Origin of the sequence: Pedobacter psychrodurus (genome assembly GCF_004331735.1) — a bacterium.
Classification (GTDB): Bacteria; Bacteroidota; Bacteroidia; order Sphingobacteriales; family Sphingobacteriaceae; genus Pedobacter; species Pedobacter psychrodurus.
In genome coordinates this window covers 31,080-46,937 of record NZ_SJSO01000005.1, presented here as the reverse complement: position 1 = coordinate 46,937, position 15,858 = coordinate 31,080, and the positions used below count along the sequence as shown (strand labels likewise).

Genomic DNA, 15,858 nt, shown 5'->3' with positions numbered 1-15,858 from the left:
TTATTCTTTCTAAAGTTACGTCACGCTGAACTTGTTTCAGAGTCTTTCTAGTTAAGATGCTGACCACGTAGTAGCTACAAGACAATTAAAATACTACTTCTACTTGTAAAACAGGTTCAGCATGACGGGATTTTATGATACTATTTTACCAATTAACGTAGCTGATGTACATTTTTCTATAAATACATTTGCATATTCGCCCGGCTTAACGCCTTCAATTGCAGGAAAAATGGCCATGGCTCCGCTATCTCCTCTTCCGCAATAATCCAGATCAGATTTTTTTGATGTGCCTTCAATCAAAACACGAACGGTTTTACCCACCCATTCTTGTAACCGCATCAATGAATGTGCCTGTTGTTTAGCTAAAATCTCAGCCAAACGCCGTTTCTTCACTTCTTCAGGAATATCATCTTCCAATTTACGGGCAGCTAAAGTTCCTGGTCTTTCAGAGTAGGTGAAGTTATAAGCAAAATCATAAGCTACATAATCCATCATGCTCAGGGTTTCTGCATGCTCTTCTTCTGTTTCTGTGCAGAAACCAGCGATGATATCGGTAGAAATTGCACAACCAGGAATAATGTTGCGAATGGCATCAATACGATTAATATACCATTCGCGGGTATAAGTCCGATTCATCAACTCCAATACGCGGGTATTACCTGATTGAACAGGCAAGTGGATATAATTACAAATGTTATCGTATTTAGCAATGGTATGTAAAACTTCGTCGGTAATATCTTTTGGATGTGAAGTAGAAAAACGCACCCTTAAATCAGGACTAATCAATGCCGTTTGCTCCAAAAGCTGCGCAAAATTTACGGTTTCTGTTCCATCTTCCGATGTCCAAGTGTATGAATCTACGTTTTGACCTAAAAGCGTAACCTCACGATAACCGGCTTCAAATAAACCTTTTGCTTCTTCTATAATAGAGTGGGCATCGCGGCTACGTTCGCGGCCACGGGTAAAAGGAACCACACAGAAAGAACACATGTTATTACAACCACGTGTAATGGAAATAAAGGCGGTAATTCCGTTGCTGTTTAACCTTACCGGACTGATATCCGCATAAGTTTCTTCGCGGGATAATAAAACATTAACTGCTTTATGCCCACTTTCTACCTGCTCAATTAAGTTAGGCAGATCGCGGTAAGCATCGGGACCAACTACTACATCAACCAAACGTTCTTCTTCTAAAAACTTAGATTTTAAACGCTCAGCCATACAGCCCAAAACCCCAACGATTAATTTCGGGTTACGGCGTTTTTCGACACCGAACTGCGATAAGCGGTTTCTAACTCTGGTTTCTGCGTTTTCGCGGATAGAGCAGGTATTAATGAAGATTACATCAGCCTGGTGATAATCCCCTGTAGTTTCAAATCCAGTTTCAGATAAAATAGAAGCAACAATTTCACTATCAGCAAAATTCATTGCACAACCATAACTTTCGATATATAATTTACGGGCATCGGCTTTAATTGGTGTATCTAAAATTAAAGCTTCACCTTGCTTTGCTTCATCGTGCGTCTTATCCTGTACTTGTAAATCAATCATTATTTAAAAACATTTTGGGGATTGCAAAAATACATAAATAAAATTAAAAGTGACAAATTGACATATTTTGTTTAAATGTTTACAGTACGATTATGATCCTTCGACCTTTCACGTCATTGAGAGACACAAAGCAATCGTAAACCATGGGTTAAAACAACAGCATTAAGATTAGTCCGTATATGATTTATTATTAAGAGAAATCAAAAATTTTTGGAAATGTAGGCTTCGGTGCCAATGGCGGGCTGCAGCCTCGCCCCCGCTTCTGCCCCAATTGAAAAAATCGTGGCATCCCGCTAAGGTCGGGTTTAGATTACAGCTGTTCTTGCTACTATGAGGGGTTTTCCATGCCACCATCCTAACCCATCTAGCCCTTGGCGAAGCGGTACCCTGCAGGCCCGGAGGTACGACGGCCGAAGCGTACAAGCGTAGCAAAGGAACAAATAATGTTTCTTGTAATGCCCTTGCGCTCCAAAAAGCTATTTTAATAAAAAATGTGATTAGTGCCATAGAACCGCCCAATGCTTACAATCAAGTAAAAGGTTTTTGGAAATGTACAGTTCAGTGCCAGTGGATGGTTGCAGCCCCGCCCCCGCTTCTGCCCCAATTGAAAAATTGTGGGCATCCCGCTACGGTCGGGTTTAGGTTACATCTGTTCTTACTACTATGAGGGGGTTTTCCGTGTCACCGTCCTAACCCATCTAGCCCTTGGCGAAGCGGTACCCTGCAGGCCCGGAGGTACGACGGCCGAAGCGTACAAGCGCAGCAAAGGAACAAATGATGTTTCTTGTACTGCCCTCGCGCTCCAAAAAACTTTCTGTTTAATAAACTCAAAAGACAACCCATTTGCATAACAAGAAGTTAACTTTAGTTATTCATAATCCTGTGCATTAAGATTGCTTTGTCGTTCCTCCTTATAATGACGATGAGCGGAGAAAAACCTTTCTATCCTTCATCTGTTACATATCGATAAGCCATAATAAATGACAGCTCAGCATAAAAACAAAATTTGGACCTGGATAGGAAGCATATTCGGCATACTGGTATTAATTGTAGCATTTGGTGCGATGTTTTTAAGTGCCCGTTGGAAACCTATATTGACCGAAAAAATTAAGGCCGGGGTTTATAATGGCTCCCATCACCTATACCGTATAGATTTTAAAAGCATTAACCTAAATGTAATTACCGGAAGTTTAGCGCTACGTGATGTTACCTTAACGCCAGACAGCGCCGTGTTTGACAGCCTAAAGAAAAAACAACTGGCGCCAGCCCATACCTTCGAACTGAAATTGAAGAAACTGCAGATCAGCAGGGTTGGCATATTAACAGCTTATTTTAAAAAACGGGTAGATGTAAGCGAAATCCTTCTGCAAAAGCCATCTATCAATATGATTTTTAATAAAGTAGTCAAGAAACCAGATACCATAAAAGATGAAAAATCACTTTATGAGCAAATTTCCAAAACTTTTAAATCCGTACATGTTAAACGCATAAAAATTGTAGATGCAGATTTCGACTATATCAACAAAACCGCAGCAAAAAAAACCAAAAACTCGATTAAACATCTCGATATTACCATTAACGATTTCTTATTGGATTCGCTTTCGGAAAATGATACCACAAGGTTTTACTATACAAAAGATGCATCTTTTCAAATTGCTGGTTATAAATCGGTAATGAAAGATAAAATGTATGCTATGAAGGTGGATACCGTTAAAGGTTCTACCGCATCAAAAAAAATAACGGTTAAAGGATTTAAACTTACCCCATTGTACGATGAACTTACTTTTGCCAGAAAATACAAGATTCAGAAAGACCGGTATAACCTCAGTTTTGATAAAATAGAATTTAATGGGGTCGATTTTATCGGTTTAAATACCGACCAGAAATTACATGCGAAATCGTTGAGGATTGGCCCGGCAACTGTAGAGGTTTTTATGAGCCGCGAATCGCCACCTCCAGGCTTTGATAAAGGCCGAAACTACCCGCATCTGGCACTGAAAAGGTTAAATATGCCTATCCTGATGGATACGGTAAAATTGAGGAACGTTAACGTAAAATATGCTGAATTTAACCCCGCCAGTAAAAAAATTGGATCGGTTGATTTTAAAGCTGTAACCGGAAATATTTTGAATGTAACCAACGATAGTTTACAACTGAGCAAAAAGAACCACGCTTTGGCGGACTTAAACACTCTTTTAATGGGCACAGGAAAGCTGAACGTAAAAATCGATTTCAACCTTACCGATAACAACGGGGCTTTTACCTACAGTGGGAGTTTGGGCAAATTTGACATGAAAAACCTAAATCCATTATCTAAAGCGCTGGGTTTAGTAGAAATAGAAAGCGGAGACATACAACATATCGATTTCAAGGCCAATGGAAATTTAAGATCAGCAGCAGGTTCTATGAATATGCTATACACCAACTTAAAAGTAAAACTCTTATCGGACAATATTGATGGGGAAGGAACCAAGACAAAGGGATTTTTATCTTTTTTGGCCAATGCCATTTTAGTTAAAAATGAAAACCCACAAAAGAGTGAGGCCCTAAGAACTGCTAGCATGACCAATACGAGGATTAATTCGGCATCTTTTTTTAATTTGATGTGGAAGACCGTTTTTGTGGGCATAAAGGATATTGTAGGCGTTAGCGTAGTGCCCGAAAAGAATCCTGTAAAACAACAAAAAGTAGTCGCAAAAAAAATAAGGGAGCAGAAGCGGGCAGATAGAAAAGCAGCAAGGAAAGCACGGAGAGAAAAAAACTGATCTGACATTTCTGAAATATATGTTTATAACCGTATATTGCTAATAAAACCACAGCCTCCATTTTTTTAATGCCTGATACAAAAAGATACCGTTATAAAGTTTTTAAATGGATTGCTGGCATATTGCTTGGCATTTTTATCGTACTAGCAGGTATTGCTTGGTTTTTAAATGTAAAATCGCGCCCTATATTAACCGATAGGATAAAAACCCTGCTCTATAAATCAACAGACAGTCTATATACGATAAGTTTTACCAAAGTTTCTACGAATGTAATTACAGGTAATGCCACTTTACAAAATGTAAAAATTACGCCCGATACCAATCGGTTTAAGCAGCTTATTGCTTTAAAAAGAGCCCCAAATAATCTGTACACAGTTGCTTTAAAAAAACTGGTGGTGAAACGCTTCCATCCTTTAACCTTATACAGGGAACAAAAACTTCAGCTCGAAGAGATCATATTTGATAAACCCGAAGTAACTATGGTTAATCAACAGTTTGCATTTAACGAGGGCCGTGCGCCCAGGCCAATTAAATCGCCTTACGATATCATCTCCAAAAACCTGAAAGAATTTAGCATTAAAAGCATCCGGTTTAAAGATGTGAGCTTTAAATACATCAATAAAAACAGAATAAACTCTACTCCTTTTTCTATTGATGACCTCAACATTACTTTAACTGATCTATTGGTCGATTCTACTTCTGCTGACGATCCATCCCGCTTTTATCTGCTTAAGGATATTGTGATTAACCTCAACAACTACGTATACCGTACACCAGACAAGATGTACGATATCAAATTAGATAAACTGGATTTTAGGGCTACAACGGGCAAGCTAAGGATTAACAGTTTCGCTTTAGTGCCTTTACATGATGAAATGAACTTTGGCAAAGTTGCAGAATATGCCAGGGAACGTTTCAACATCAAGATGAGCGACATTATGCTTAATGGGATTGATTTGCCGCTATACATCAGTAAACAAGAACTTTGGGCGAAGGAAATGGCCATTACCAATGGTTTCGTTTCGGTATTTAACCATAATGGCCTACCTAATAAACCACAGGAAAATAAGATCGGAAAATTTCCCCATCAACTTTTGCAGCTGGTTCATGCCCCTATTCTGGTTCAGAAAATTCAACTGAAAGATATAAATGTTAATTATGCGGTTTACAACAATGAGAGTAACCAGAAAGGGCAGATTACTTTCGAGCATACTTCGGGCATTATAAAAAATGCCACCAACCTCGAAAAAATTGAAGCCATAAACCCCATTATGGAGGTTAACCTAAACACTTACCTATTTGGCCAGGGAAAGCTGGATGTAAACTTTATATTTGATCTTACCGCTAAGGATGGTGCATTTTCTTACAATGGGGTTTTACACGATTTTAATGCACGGGTTTTAAATCAGATTACCAAACCGCTGGGCTTGGTCCGCATTAACCGCGGGAGTGTAGATAAATTGAAATTTAATTTTAAAGCGAACGATCGAGGTGCAAAAGGAACGGTGGCTTTCTCCTACTACGACCTTTCGGTAGCGCTGATGAAAAACGACCCTGAAAAAGATCACTTGGTTACCCGTGGTTTTCTTTCTTTCTTAGCGAATGCTTTAATCATCAAATCAGAAAACCCAGGTGTAAACGGAAAGCTAGTACCTGTAACCGTTAATTACACCAGGCCGGCAAATACTTCTTTCTTCAACATGATCTGGAAGAGCCTTTTTACCGGCATAAAATATAGCATCGGTATTACGGAAGAAAAACAGAATGAAGTACGTGAGCATATTGCAAAGTTTAAGGCTATGCGCACTAATCATATCCAAAGAAAACAGAAGCGATTAGAGCGTCGGATAAAAAGGGCGCGAGAACAAAATGAAAAGCGATAACATTTTGTAACCTTTTCTTATCTTTATTCTCTAAACCTTAAACTAAAATTATGATTATTGCCCTCGTTATTATCGGATTTATATTTCTTATTGGGATTTTCTTTTACAACTCGCTTATCGGGAAGAAAAACCAGGTAACCAATGCCTTCTCGGCCATTGATGTGATGCTTAAAAAACGGTTCGACCTTATTCCAAACCTTGTTGAAGTGGTAAAACAATACACTACTTACGAGCAGGGAACGTTAACTAAAATAGTTGAGCTGAGATCTAAAGCGGGCTCACCAAACATTAGCAATGCAGAAAAAGCTGATTTAGATGCGCAATTGAGCAGCAGCGTGAAAGGTTTAATGGTGAACATCGAAAACTACCCTGATTTAAAAGCCAATACCAACTTTATTAATCTGCAAACCACCTGGACCGAAAGCGAAGAACAGATTGCCGCTGCCAGAAGAACCTATAATGCATCGGTAACAGATTACAACAATTCGATTATGATGTTTCCGGGGAGTTTATTTGCCGGAATGTTAAATTTCCAACCCATTGCCGTTTTAGAAACCGCTGCAGAGGAACGCAAAAACATTAGCGCAAAAGAACTTTTCAACAATTAATGTCGTTCGATATTGCAAGCAATGTAGCCTTACAGCAAGTTTTGGCTACTATGGAGGTAGAACGCAAAAGAATTGCCGCTACCCAAACCAAAGGCTATATTTTTATTGCCGCGGGCATTCTGCTTTGTATTCTAGGCTTTATCCTGGGCTTTCCCATTCCCGGTATAATTGGTGGTTTAATCCCTCTTATTTACGGTGGTGTTTTGTTATTTAAGATCAATGATGCTTTAACAACTTACCAAAATGCTTATAAAACCAATGTAATTGGTGCTGCCCTTAAATTTTTAGACGAAAGCTTATCCATTAATCCCTCCCAGGGAATTGAAGCTTCGGAATTTATGTATACACAGTTGTTTAGCACCGAGCCCGATCGTTATAAAACAGAAGACCTAGTAACCGGATGTGCTGATAAAACCCGGTTTTACTTTGCTGAGGTGCATGCTGAATATAAAACGGTAACCCAAACTAAAAACGGAACCCAAACAGAGTGGCACGACATTTTTAGAGGAATTATCTTTGCTGCCGATTTTAACAAAAGATTTAATGGTGTAACCATTGTCAGACCAAAAGATTTTGGAGCAGCTTTTGGTGCGTGGTTTTCAAAAAACCTGTTTTCTTTTGGCAGTAATGATGTCATCCAATTGGAGAATTTAGAATTTGATAAGACTTTTGTGACCTATGGTTCCGATCAGGTCGAATCTAGATACATTCTTACCCCTGCCATGATGGAGCGGATACTAAACCTGAACCATCAAACAAAGTATAACATTAGTTTATCTTTTATCGAATCGAGAATGTACATCGGTTTCCCTTTAAACCGGAATTATTTCGAGGCGCCTGTTTTTAAATCATTATTAAGCCCAGAAACAGTAAATGAAGATATTACCACCATCAAGTTTATGTATGATATTGTTAGGGAGTTAGACCTAAATACAAGGATTTGGGGAAAGGAGTAAATCCGAAGTTTAACCAAGCCAAGGAAAAAGGAAGAACTTTGGAAGTTTAGCAAGGCCTGGGCCTAGACTTACGAAGTTTTTCCTGCACACCAGCCTCTTGAAACTTCGTGAGTCTTCGGCGCTAGCTCAAATGTTTTTTTACAATTTCTTCGAGTGCAGCAATATCAAATGGTTTCGATAGGTAACTATCAGCACCAGCTTCATCAGCTAATGAAGATATATCATTATTGGCCGAAAAATAAATTACCGGAATATGCTTTAAATCGGGATGGCTTTTTAGTGCTTTAGTTGCTTGTATACCTCCTAAATCGGGCAACCAATTATCCATAAAAATTAAATCAGGCATATATGCTGCAACCTGCTCTTCTATGTTATTGGCATTTTCAGATGTTTTTATCTCATACCCGGCATCTTCCAAAATAAATGTACAGAGATCAAGAATGTCCCTGTTATCATCAAAAACAAATACCTTTTTCGCAACTATCATATTAATCTCCGAAAAGCAATTAATCATTTAACTTATTTATATAATCAGCCATGTGGTGGCTATCCAATACCACATGCGGTTTAACGTTAAGCACCGCCTGCTGTGGCATATACGGCATTATTGCCGTATTTGGATTCTGTATAACCACTCTACCTCCAAAATTGTTTACACTTTTTAACCCTTCCACCCCATCTGCATTAGACCCTGAAAGTAAAATACAGACTAATTTCTCTCTAAAAACCTCAGCTGCTGATTGAAAGGTAACGTCAATTGATGGTCGGGAATAATTTACTTTTTCCGAATAATCTAAAGATATACTTTCGTCCTCCTCTATCAGCATATGGTAATCTGCAGGCACAATAAAAACATTACCCGGTTTTAAAAACTCCTTTTCTTCTGCTTCACTAACTACCAATGTCGTACGCGATTTTAATAAATCGGTTAAAAGAGATTCGTTACTTGCCTTACGATGAACCACTAATACAATAGGGAAACCGATATCGTTCCTCAAAGCAGGAAAAATTTCGAGCAATACATCTAAACTACCGGCCGAACCGCCAATAATTAATGCACCACAAGGCATAGAATCTACAGTTTCCGCCATATTTTCTCCATTTTAACCCTTTTGTATTCTTTAGCTTTTGGCCAAAATTCCAAACTTTCTTTACTTCCTAAAGCAAGATACCCCAATTTCTCGATGCTGCCATCAAATAGGTTAAATACTTTATGCTGTAAGTCTTTATCGAAATAAATTAATACGTTTCTACATAAAATTAGCTGAAATTCATTAAAAGAATGATCGGAAACCAAGTTATGCGTAGAAAAAATCATTTTACTATTTAAGCTTTCATCAAATTTTGCCAAAGAGTAGTTTGCAGTATAATAAGTAGAAAAATCTTTTAACCCACCCGATTGCAGATAATTTTCGGAATATTGCTTTAAATAATTTAAGGGGAACATGCCTTTCTTTGCTTTATCTAAAACAGATGGATTAATATCTGTAGCATAAATAAGCGATTTATTAAGCAAATTAAGTTCTTTTAAAACAATGGCAAGCGAATAAGCCTCTTCTCCGGTAGAACAGCCCGCCACCCAAATCCGGATAAACGGATATGTACCCAGCACAGGAAGTACATCATTCCGCAAAGATTTATAAAAAGAAGGATCGCGGAACATTTCGGTAACATTAACCGTAATCTCCTCTAAAAAACGCTTAAAATATTGCTTATCTGTTTTAACGGTGTAACGAAATTCGGCGAAACTCACAAAATTATCCAGTCCATAAAGGCGTATAATCCTTCTTTTTATTGATGCATGAGAGTATTCCAGAAAATCATAACCGTGAGTTTCTAAAACATCATTCAACAGGATTTCTACCTGTTCATTATCTATCGCATCACTTATCACCTGTTATTTTGTAAAATTTTCTATTTGCATTAATAACTCGTCAACATTTATGGGTTTTGAAACATAACCCGATGCTCCTGCGCTTAAGCAACGTTCCTTATCTCCAACCATGGCCTGGGCGGTTACCGCTAACACAGGAATATTCTGCATTTTAGCCGATTTTTTCATGACTGCAATGGCTTGATAACCATCCATATCCGGCATCATCATATCCATTAAAACAATGGCAACATTATCGTGCTTTTCTAGTATAGAAAAACCTTCTTGGGCACTTATAGCAGATAAGCAATCGAAACCTTTGGCTTTTAAAACAGCTTTTAAAGCAAAAATGTTTCGGTTATCATCATCAATTATAAGAATTAATTTTTGAGGCATAAATAAAAAGTGGATTATGATTTATGATGATTTTCGTATAACCAAACCCTTAATAACGATATCAGCTGATCCATATCTACTGGTTTGCTAATATAATCAGATGCACCTGCAGCAATACATTTTTCACGATCGCCCATCATGGCTTTTGCCGTAACGGCTAAAATAGGCAGGTTCCGGTATTTGATATCTTGCCGGATGGCCGTTGTGGTTTCGTAACCATCTAGTTCTGGCATCATCATATCCATTAAAACGACATCAATTTCAGGGTTTTCATTTAATAGTTTAAGGGCTTCTTTACCATCTATGGCTGCTACAACTTTCATTTGATGCTGCTCTAACATTTTGGTTAAAGAGAAAATGTTACGCACATCATCATCTGCTATCAGAACGGTTTTACCAACCAATACATCCTGCAATTCGGAAAACTTTTTAGGTGTTTTGGTTTTTTCTTTGGTTTTTTCTTCTACCAAGTGAAGAAACAGGCCCGCTTCATCCAAAATACGTTGGTAAGAATGGGCGGTTTTTACCACAATGGAATCAGCATATTGTTTAATTCGGTTTTCTTCTCCTTTTGAAAGGCTTTTACCTGTGAATATGATGATTGGTAAATTCTCTAAACCAGGCGTTTTCTTTACCACTTCCAGGGTTTCGTAAGCATGTTTGTCAGGAATGCCCATATCCAAAATCACGCAGTTAACCTCTGGTTTATGCAAGGCAGAAACACTTTCGTTTACCTGGTTAACAATTTCTGTCTGGATATTAAAATTACTTAAGAAATAACTTAACGCCTTGGCATGTTGTTCATTTTCTTCTACAATAAGTACTTTTTTAGGGTGGCGGCTTAAAGCATGTTCTAGTTTTGAAAATATCTCTTGCATGTGCTCAAAAGCAAAAGGCTTATTTATAAAGTCTACCGCACCTTTTAACAAACTTTCTTTCTTAACCTGTAAAGAAGACATGATGTGCACTGGAATTGGGCGTGTTGAAGGATCCGATTTCAGCTCTTCCATTACCTGCCAACCATCTTTAATGGGCAATTGGATATCGAGTAAGATGGCAAGTGGTTTAAAGGTTTTCGCCATTTCAATACCTACATCACCACGAACGGCAACCAAACCTTTATAATTTCTTTTTCGGGTAAAATCTAAAAGTGTTTTAGCAAAAGGAGTATCGTCCTCAACAATTAAAATCACCTTATCATCAGGTTGAATATTATGGCGGTCATCGTCAATCTCTTGCGGAATATTTTCGACCGTTAAATGGCTAACTTTTTTTACTGGAGCCTCTAATGCAATTATCGGTTTATCTATACTAGGTACAATACCATCAAAACCTTTATTTTTATCAATAGGTAAGGTTAGTGTAAAAATACTTCCTTCGCCCTCCGTGCTTTTTAAATCAATGTACCCGCCCAATAGTTTAGCCAGCTCTCTACTAATTGAAAGCCCGAGGCCTGTGCCGCCAAATTTGCGGCGCGTAGAACCATCTGCCTGCTGAAAAGCTTCGAATACCATGCCTTGCTTTTCGGGTGCAATACCTACGCCAGTATCGGTAACTTTAAATACCAGCGCGCCTAACTTTTCATTTTTATTGATATTTAGGGTTACAGCGCCTACGGTTGTAAATTTAATGGCGTTTGATAGCAGGTTTTTAATAATCTGCTCTAAGCGCATTTTATCTGTATGGAAAAACTCAGGAACTTCCGCCGATTTTTCGGTAACAAAGTTCAGGTTCTTATCTTTAGCCAAAGGGTTAAACAGCGAACGCATGTTAAGAACGATCTCATCAACCTTAATATTTGCTCTATCAAGTTCCATTTTGCCTGCTTCAATTTTAGAAAGATCTAAAATTTCGTCGATTAAACTTAAAAGGCCCTGGCCTGAACTTTGAATAACCTCTGCATATTCCTGATGCTCTCGATCCATAGCCTCATTTTCGGCCATTAATCTCGACAATAACAATATTGAGTTGAGTGGTGTTCTTAACTCGTGCGACATATTGGCCAAAAATTCTGACTTGTACCTTGTACTTAGTTCTAAAGCTTCAGCCTTTTGTTGAATCTCTATATTGCGTTCTTCTATAAGTTCATTTTTTTCTTCTAATAAGCTGCTTCTTTCTTCCAGCTCCTGGTTACTTTGCAACAGTTCTTCTTGCTGTACACGTAGTTCTTCTTCACTGGCCTGAAGTTTCTGTGCCTGTGCTTCGAGCTCTGCATTTAAGCCTTCTAGCTCATTGTGCTGAACCTGCAACTCTTCTGATTGTGCCTGCGTTTCTTCTAATAGCTGCTGAAGCTTTTGTCTGTTCTGTGCGCCCAACAATGCGGTGCCCACATCAGATAAAACCAAGTTTAAAAAGTGTAATTGCAGATCGCTATATTTACCAATGGTACCTAATTCTAAACCGCCTATTGAAATTTCATTTCTAATAATTGGAAGCACAATTAGCTGTGCTGGTTTAATATTCCCCGTGGCGTGTGTAACGGTTAATTCGTTCTGGGGAACATCATCCAACAATATCTGCTTACCTGTTTTAACCGCCTGGCCAATTAAGCCCTGGCCAAGTTCTATGGTTTGGGTTAGATTTTGTCCCTGTAAAGCATATTGCCCTTTTAAATGCAGGTATCCATCATCTTTAAATAAATAAATGGCACCAACCTGGCTCTTGGTATAATGGGCCAAAAACGCTATAATATCTTCTGCCAGGTGGAAAACATCTTTTTCGCCAACCATTTTTACGTTTAAATTAGCTACACCAGTTTGCAACCATTCATTCTCTTCTAAAGTATCGAAAGATTTTTTCAATGATGATGACATTGCATTTAGCGATTCAGAAAGTTCGCCAATATCATCCCGGGTTTGGCTATCGAGTTTTACACCATAATTACCACTAGAAATTTGATAGGCAATTTCTTTAATGGCAATAATACGTTTCTCCATTTCATATTTTTTATCTTCAATTTCTTGTTGAAGTTTAACACGTTCATCAAAATCGACTGACACTTTTCGGTAAAAAAACAAAGTGATCAGAATGGCAAGAAGCGCTGCAATTAAAATCAGTATCGGGGTATAAGATGTAAGTTTATTTAATTCGTTGGTTCTTTCTTCAAGCAATCTTTTCTCTTCGTTTACCATTTTGCTTACAATTGCCCTGGCCTCATCCATATAAACCTTGCCCTGAAATAAAACCGTAGGATCGATAACACCGCCTAAAGTTTTAATCTCTACGGTCGATTTAATAATATCCATTCTTTTAAAAAGAATATTTTTAAGCGCTGCTACATTTTTTTGCTGGGAAGCATTATCCTTGGTATCTAGCTCAACTTTCTTTAGAATCGCAGCGGCCGAATCACTGGCACCGTAATAGGGCGCTAAAAACACCTTATTTCCGGTTAGTAAAAAGCCACGTTGACCAGTTTCAGCATCTTTTAAATACGATATAATATTCTCAGTATTTAAAATAACCTCGTCACTATGTTTTACCAAGTCGGTGCTTTTAATAAGGTTGCCAATACTTATATAAGAGGCCAGTGAACTAATAAATAGAATAATTAGCGATAAGCCAAGGCCTAAACGTAAATTGTTTTTAAGCGTTGTTTTCATTATATGGATTAAGGATAATTAGACTTGATTTTTAAGGATTTCTTCTTCTGTAGTGGGGATGATAAAATAAAATTCCGAACCTTCATCCGGCACACTGTTTACCCCAATTGTGCCTCCGTGGCGATTAATAATTTCTGAACAGATATATAAACCTATTCCCAACCCATTAAACCTATTACTGTTTTCTTCTACGCGATAAAATTTATCGAAAATTTTATCTTGCTGCTCTTTTGAAATACCAATACCAAAATCTTTTACGGCCAGGTAAAGCTTTTCATCTTTAATATGAGTAGTTATATTAACCTGGTTTGTACCTGGAGCGTATTTAATGGCATTGGTAATAAAATTGATCACCACCTGCTCCAACCTCGTTTCATCTCCAAATATCATCCCCTCTGTTTTGCCCAGTTTGCTGATCTTAAAATCGGGATTAGATTGCTGCAACATCTCAATCGCGTTGTTCACCATCTCATCAGCACAAAAGCTTTTCATGTTAAACTTCATCTTGCCGCTTTCAATTTTAGAGATATCAAGCAGATCGACAATTAATTGGTTTAATTTTTCAAGCTGGATACTCGCTTTTTCGAGATGGTTCTGAGCCATGGCTTTATCATCTCGGTTGAGGCTGCGCTGTAATAATTGAATATACCCCTTTACACTGGTTAAAGGTGTTTTTAGCTCATGACTGGCTATACTGATAAATTCGTCTTTTTTATGCTCGGCCTGTTTTCTGAATTCGATTTCTTCGAGCAACTTTTCCTGCACCTCGTTAAGCTTTCTATTCTGCTCGTATATGCGATAAAATGTTTTTATTTTAAGCAAAAGCACATTAATATCAACGGGTTTGGTAATGTAATCCAATCCGCCGCTAAGGTATCCTTTGGTAATAAATTTTAACTCTGTATTTACTGCCGAAAGAAATATAATGGCGGTATCTTTTGCCTTACTAAAACCCGAAATGGTTTCAGCCACCTCAAAGCCATCCATATCTGGCATTTGTACATCGAGAATAATCAGGACGTAGTTATTTTTTAAAACTTTTTTCAGTGCTTCTTCACCAGATGATGCGGTATCAACCTCAAAATTGTGTGCTTGGAGTACTTTTTGTAACGAGATCAGGTTTTCGGGCCTATCATCAACTATAAGGATCATCTTTATTAAAACAAATAAGAAGCCGGGATAATTATGTTTGGTTTTGAGATAAAAATCTCATTAACTGTAAACAAACAAAACGCTTTTAAAAAAGTTTTGATTTTTTATAAATTGTTTGAATTAAAAGTATCGCCCTGTTTAATATCTCCGGTTTCAAAGCCTTTTTTAAACCAATACATGCGTTGTGCGGAGGTACCATGGGTAAAAGAATCTGGCTGCACATCGCCAGTAGCCTGTTTTTGCAATTTATCATCGCCTATGGCATTGGCAGCAGTTAATGCTTCTTCTATATCTCCTTCGTCTAATTTAAAATCTTTAAGATTTTGAGCATTATGCGCCCAAAGACCCGCAAAAAAATCGGCCTGTAACTCTAATTTGACTGATAAGCGGTTATATTCTTTTTCACTAACCTGGCCACGGGCCCTATCCAATTTTTCTGAAATTCCCAATAAATTTTGAACGTGATGGCCAACCTCATGTGCAATTACATAAGCCTGGGCAAAATCTCCCGCAGCACCAAAACGGTTCTTTAAATCATCATAAAATGACAAATCGATATAAACCTTATGGTCGCCAGGGCAGTAAAATGGCCCTACATTCGCGCCTGCATTCCCACATGCCGTTTGTACAGCTTCTCTAAATAGCCTGAGTTTAGGGTACTCATACTGTTTGCCCATGGCTTGAAATTCTTTATCCCAAACCTGCTCGGTTGACTCTAATACACCCGATACAAACTGTGCCTGTGGATCGTTAGCAGGCACGCCTTGCTTTACTTCTTCAGTTCCTGCGGTAGCCGGAATCTGGCTAACCAAACCAGTTAAATCTTTGCCGAAAATTAAGCCGAGCACTACAATTATTATACCTACGCCACCACCGAGGATGGTTTTTCCGCCACCACCACTTCTGCCGTCTTCTACATTATTACTGCCTTTACCAAACCATTGCATAGTCTACTTTTTTAGTTTAATGAATAACCTTAAATACGGGACAATTGTTATACTAAAGTATAAATTATTTTTTTTGATCTATTGTTTGCGGTGTGGCAAATAAAAAGTTAAGCTTTAAACCTGACTTC

At 38.0% G+C, this 15,858-nt stretch carries 12 protein-coding genes; 4 read left to right on the top strand and 8 right to left on the bottom strand.

Annotated elements, in window-relative coordinates; translation table 11 throughout:
• Positions 1–132 precede the first annotated feature (132 nt).
• Complete coding sequence (gene miaB, locus EZ456_RS07030; protein WP_131528669.1) at positions 133–1,551, bottom strand: tRNA (N6-isopentenyl adenosine(37)-C2)-methylthiotransferase MiaB; 1,419 nt, start codon at positions 1,549–1,551, stop codon at positions 133–135.
• Positions 1,552–2,531: 980 nt separating this feature from the next.
• On the opposite strand from miaB, the gene EZ456_RS07025 reads away from it, so the two are divergent.
• The 4 genes from EZ456_RS07025 to EZ456_RS07010 all read left to right on the top strand — a co-directional run bounded on the left by EZ456_RS07025 (position 2,532) and on the right by EZ456_RS07010 (position 7,763).
• The gene (locus EZ456_RS07025; RefSeq protein ID WP_131528667.1) at positions 2,532–4,316 is read left to right on the top strand and encodes an AsmA family protein; all 1,785 of its coding nucleotides are present in this window, start codon (positions 2,532–2,534) and stop codon (positions 4,314–4,316) included.
• A 68-nt stretch (positions 4,317–4,384) separates the two neighbouring features.
• Complete coding sequence (locus EZ456_RS07020; protein WP_131528665.1) at positions 4,385–6,199, top strand: hypothetical protein; 1,815 nt, start codon at positions 4,385–4,387, stop codon at positions 6,197–6,199.
• A gap of 50 nt (positions 6,200–6,249) precedes the next feature.
• The gene (locus tag EZ456_RS07015) at positions 6,250–6,807 is read left to right on the top strand and encodes a LemA family protein (RefSeq protein ID WP_131528663.1); all 558 of its coding nucleotides are present in this window, start codon (positions 6,250–6,252) and stop codon (positions 6,805–6,807) included.
• A complete protein-coding gene (locus tag EZ456_RS07010; RefSeq protein WP_131528661.1) occupies positions 6,807–7,763 on the top strand; it encodes a DUF3137 domain-containing protein in 957 nt (318 codons plus the stop codon). Before EZ456_RS07015 ends, EZ456_RS07010 begins: the two co-directional genes overlap by 1 nt.
• 121 nt (positions 7,764–7,884) lie before the next feature.
• Here the strand turns inward: EZ456_RS07010 and EZ456_RS07005 are convergent, their stop codons facing one another.
• The 7 genes from EZ456_RS07005 to ypfJ form a co-directional block, all read right to left on the bottom strand.
• Positions 7,885–8,250: a response regulator gene (locus tag EZ456_RS07005; protein WP_086549472.1), complete on the bottom strand. Its 366-nt coding sequence runs from the start codon at positions 8,248–8,250 to the stop codon at positions 7,885–7,887.
• Between the two features lie 19 nt (positions 8,251–8,269).
• Positions 8,270–8,854, bottom strand: coding sequence for a chemotaxis protein CheB (locus tag EZ456_RS07000; RefSeq protein WP_131528658.1), 585 nt, complete (start codon positions 8,852–8,854; stop codon positions 8,270–8,272).
• A complete protein-coding gene (locus EZ456_RS06995; protein WP_131528656.1) occupies positions 8,839–9,657 on the bottom strand; it encodes a CheR family methyltransferase in 819 nt (272 codons plus the stop codon). The genes EZ456_RS07000 and EZ456_RS06995 overlap by 16 nt, the downstream gene beginning before the upstream one ends.
• A 3-nt stretch (positions 9,658–9,660) precedes the next feature.
• Positions 9,661–10,032 (bottom strand): response regulator, encoded by a 372-nt coding sequence (locus EZ456_RS06990; RefSeq protein WP_131528654.1) that lies wholly within the window; start codon positions 10,030–10,032, stop codon positions 9,661–9,663.
• 14 nt (positions 10,033–10,046) lie between these two features.
• On the bottom strand, positions 10,047–13,631 hold the full coding sequence (locus EZ456_RS06985) for a response regulator (protein WP_131528652.1): 3,585 nt from the start codon (positions 13,629–13,631) through the stop codon (positions 10,047–10,049).
• 18 nt (positions 13,632–13,649) lie between these two features.
• The gene (locus tag EZ456_RS06980; RefSeq protein WP_131528650.1) at positions 13,650–14,783 is read right to left on the bottom strand and encodes a sensor histidine kinase; all 1,134 of its coding nucleotides are present in this window, start codon (positions 14,781–14,783) and stop codon (positions 13,650–13,652) included.
• A gap of 104 nt (positions 14,784–14,887) precedes the next feature.
• Positions 14,888–15,730 (bottom strand): KPN_02809 family neutral zinc metallopeptidase, encoded by an 843-nt coding sequence (ypfJ, locus tag EZ456_RS06975; protein ID WP_131528648.1) that lies wholly within the window; start codon positions 15,728–15,730, stop codon positions 14,888–14,890.
• Positions 15,731–15,858: the final 128 nt, after the last annotated feature.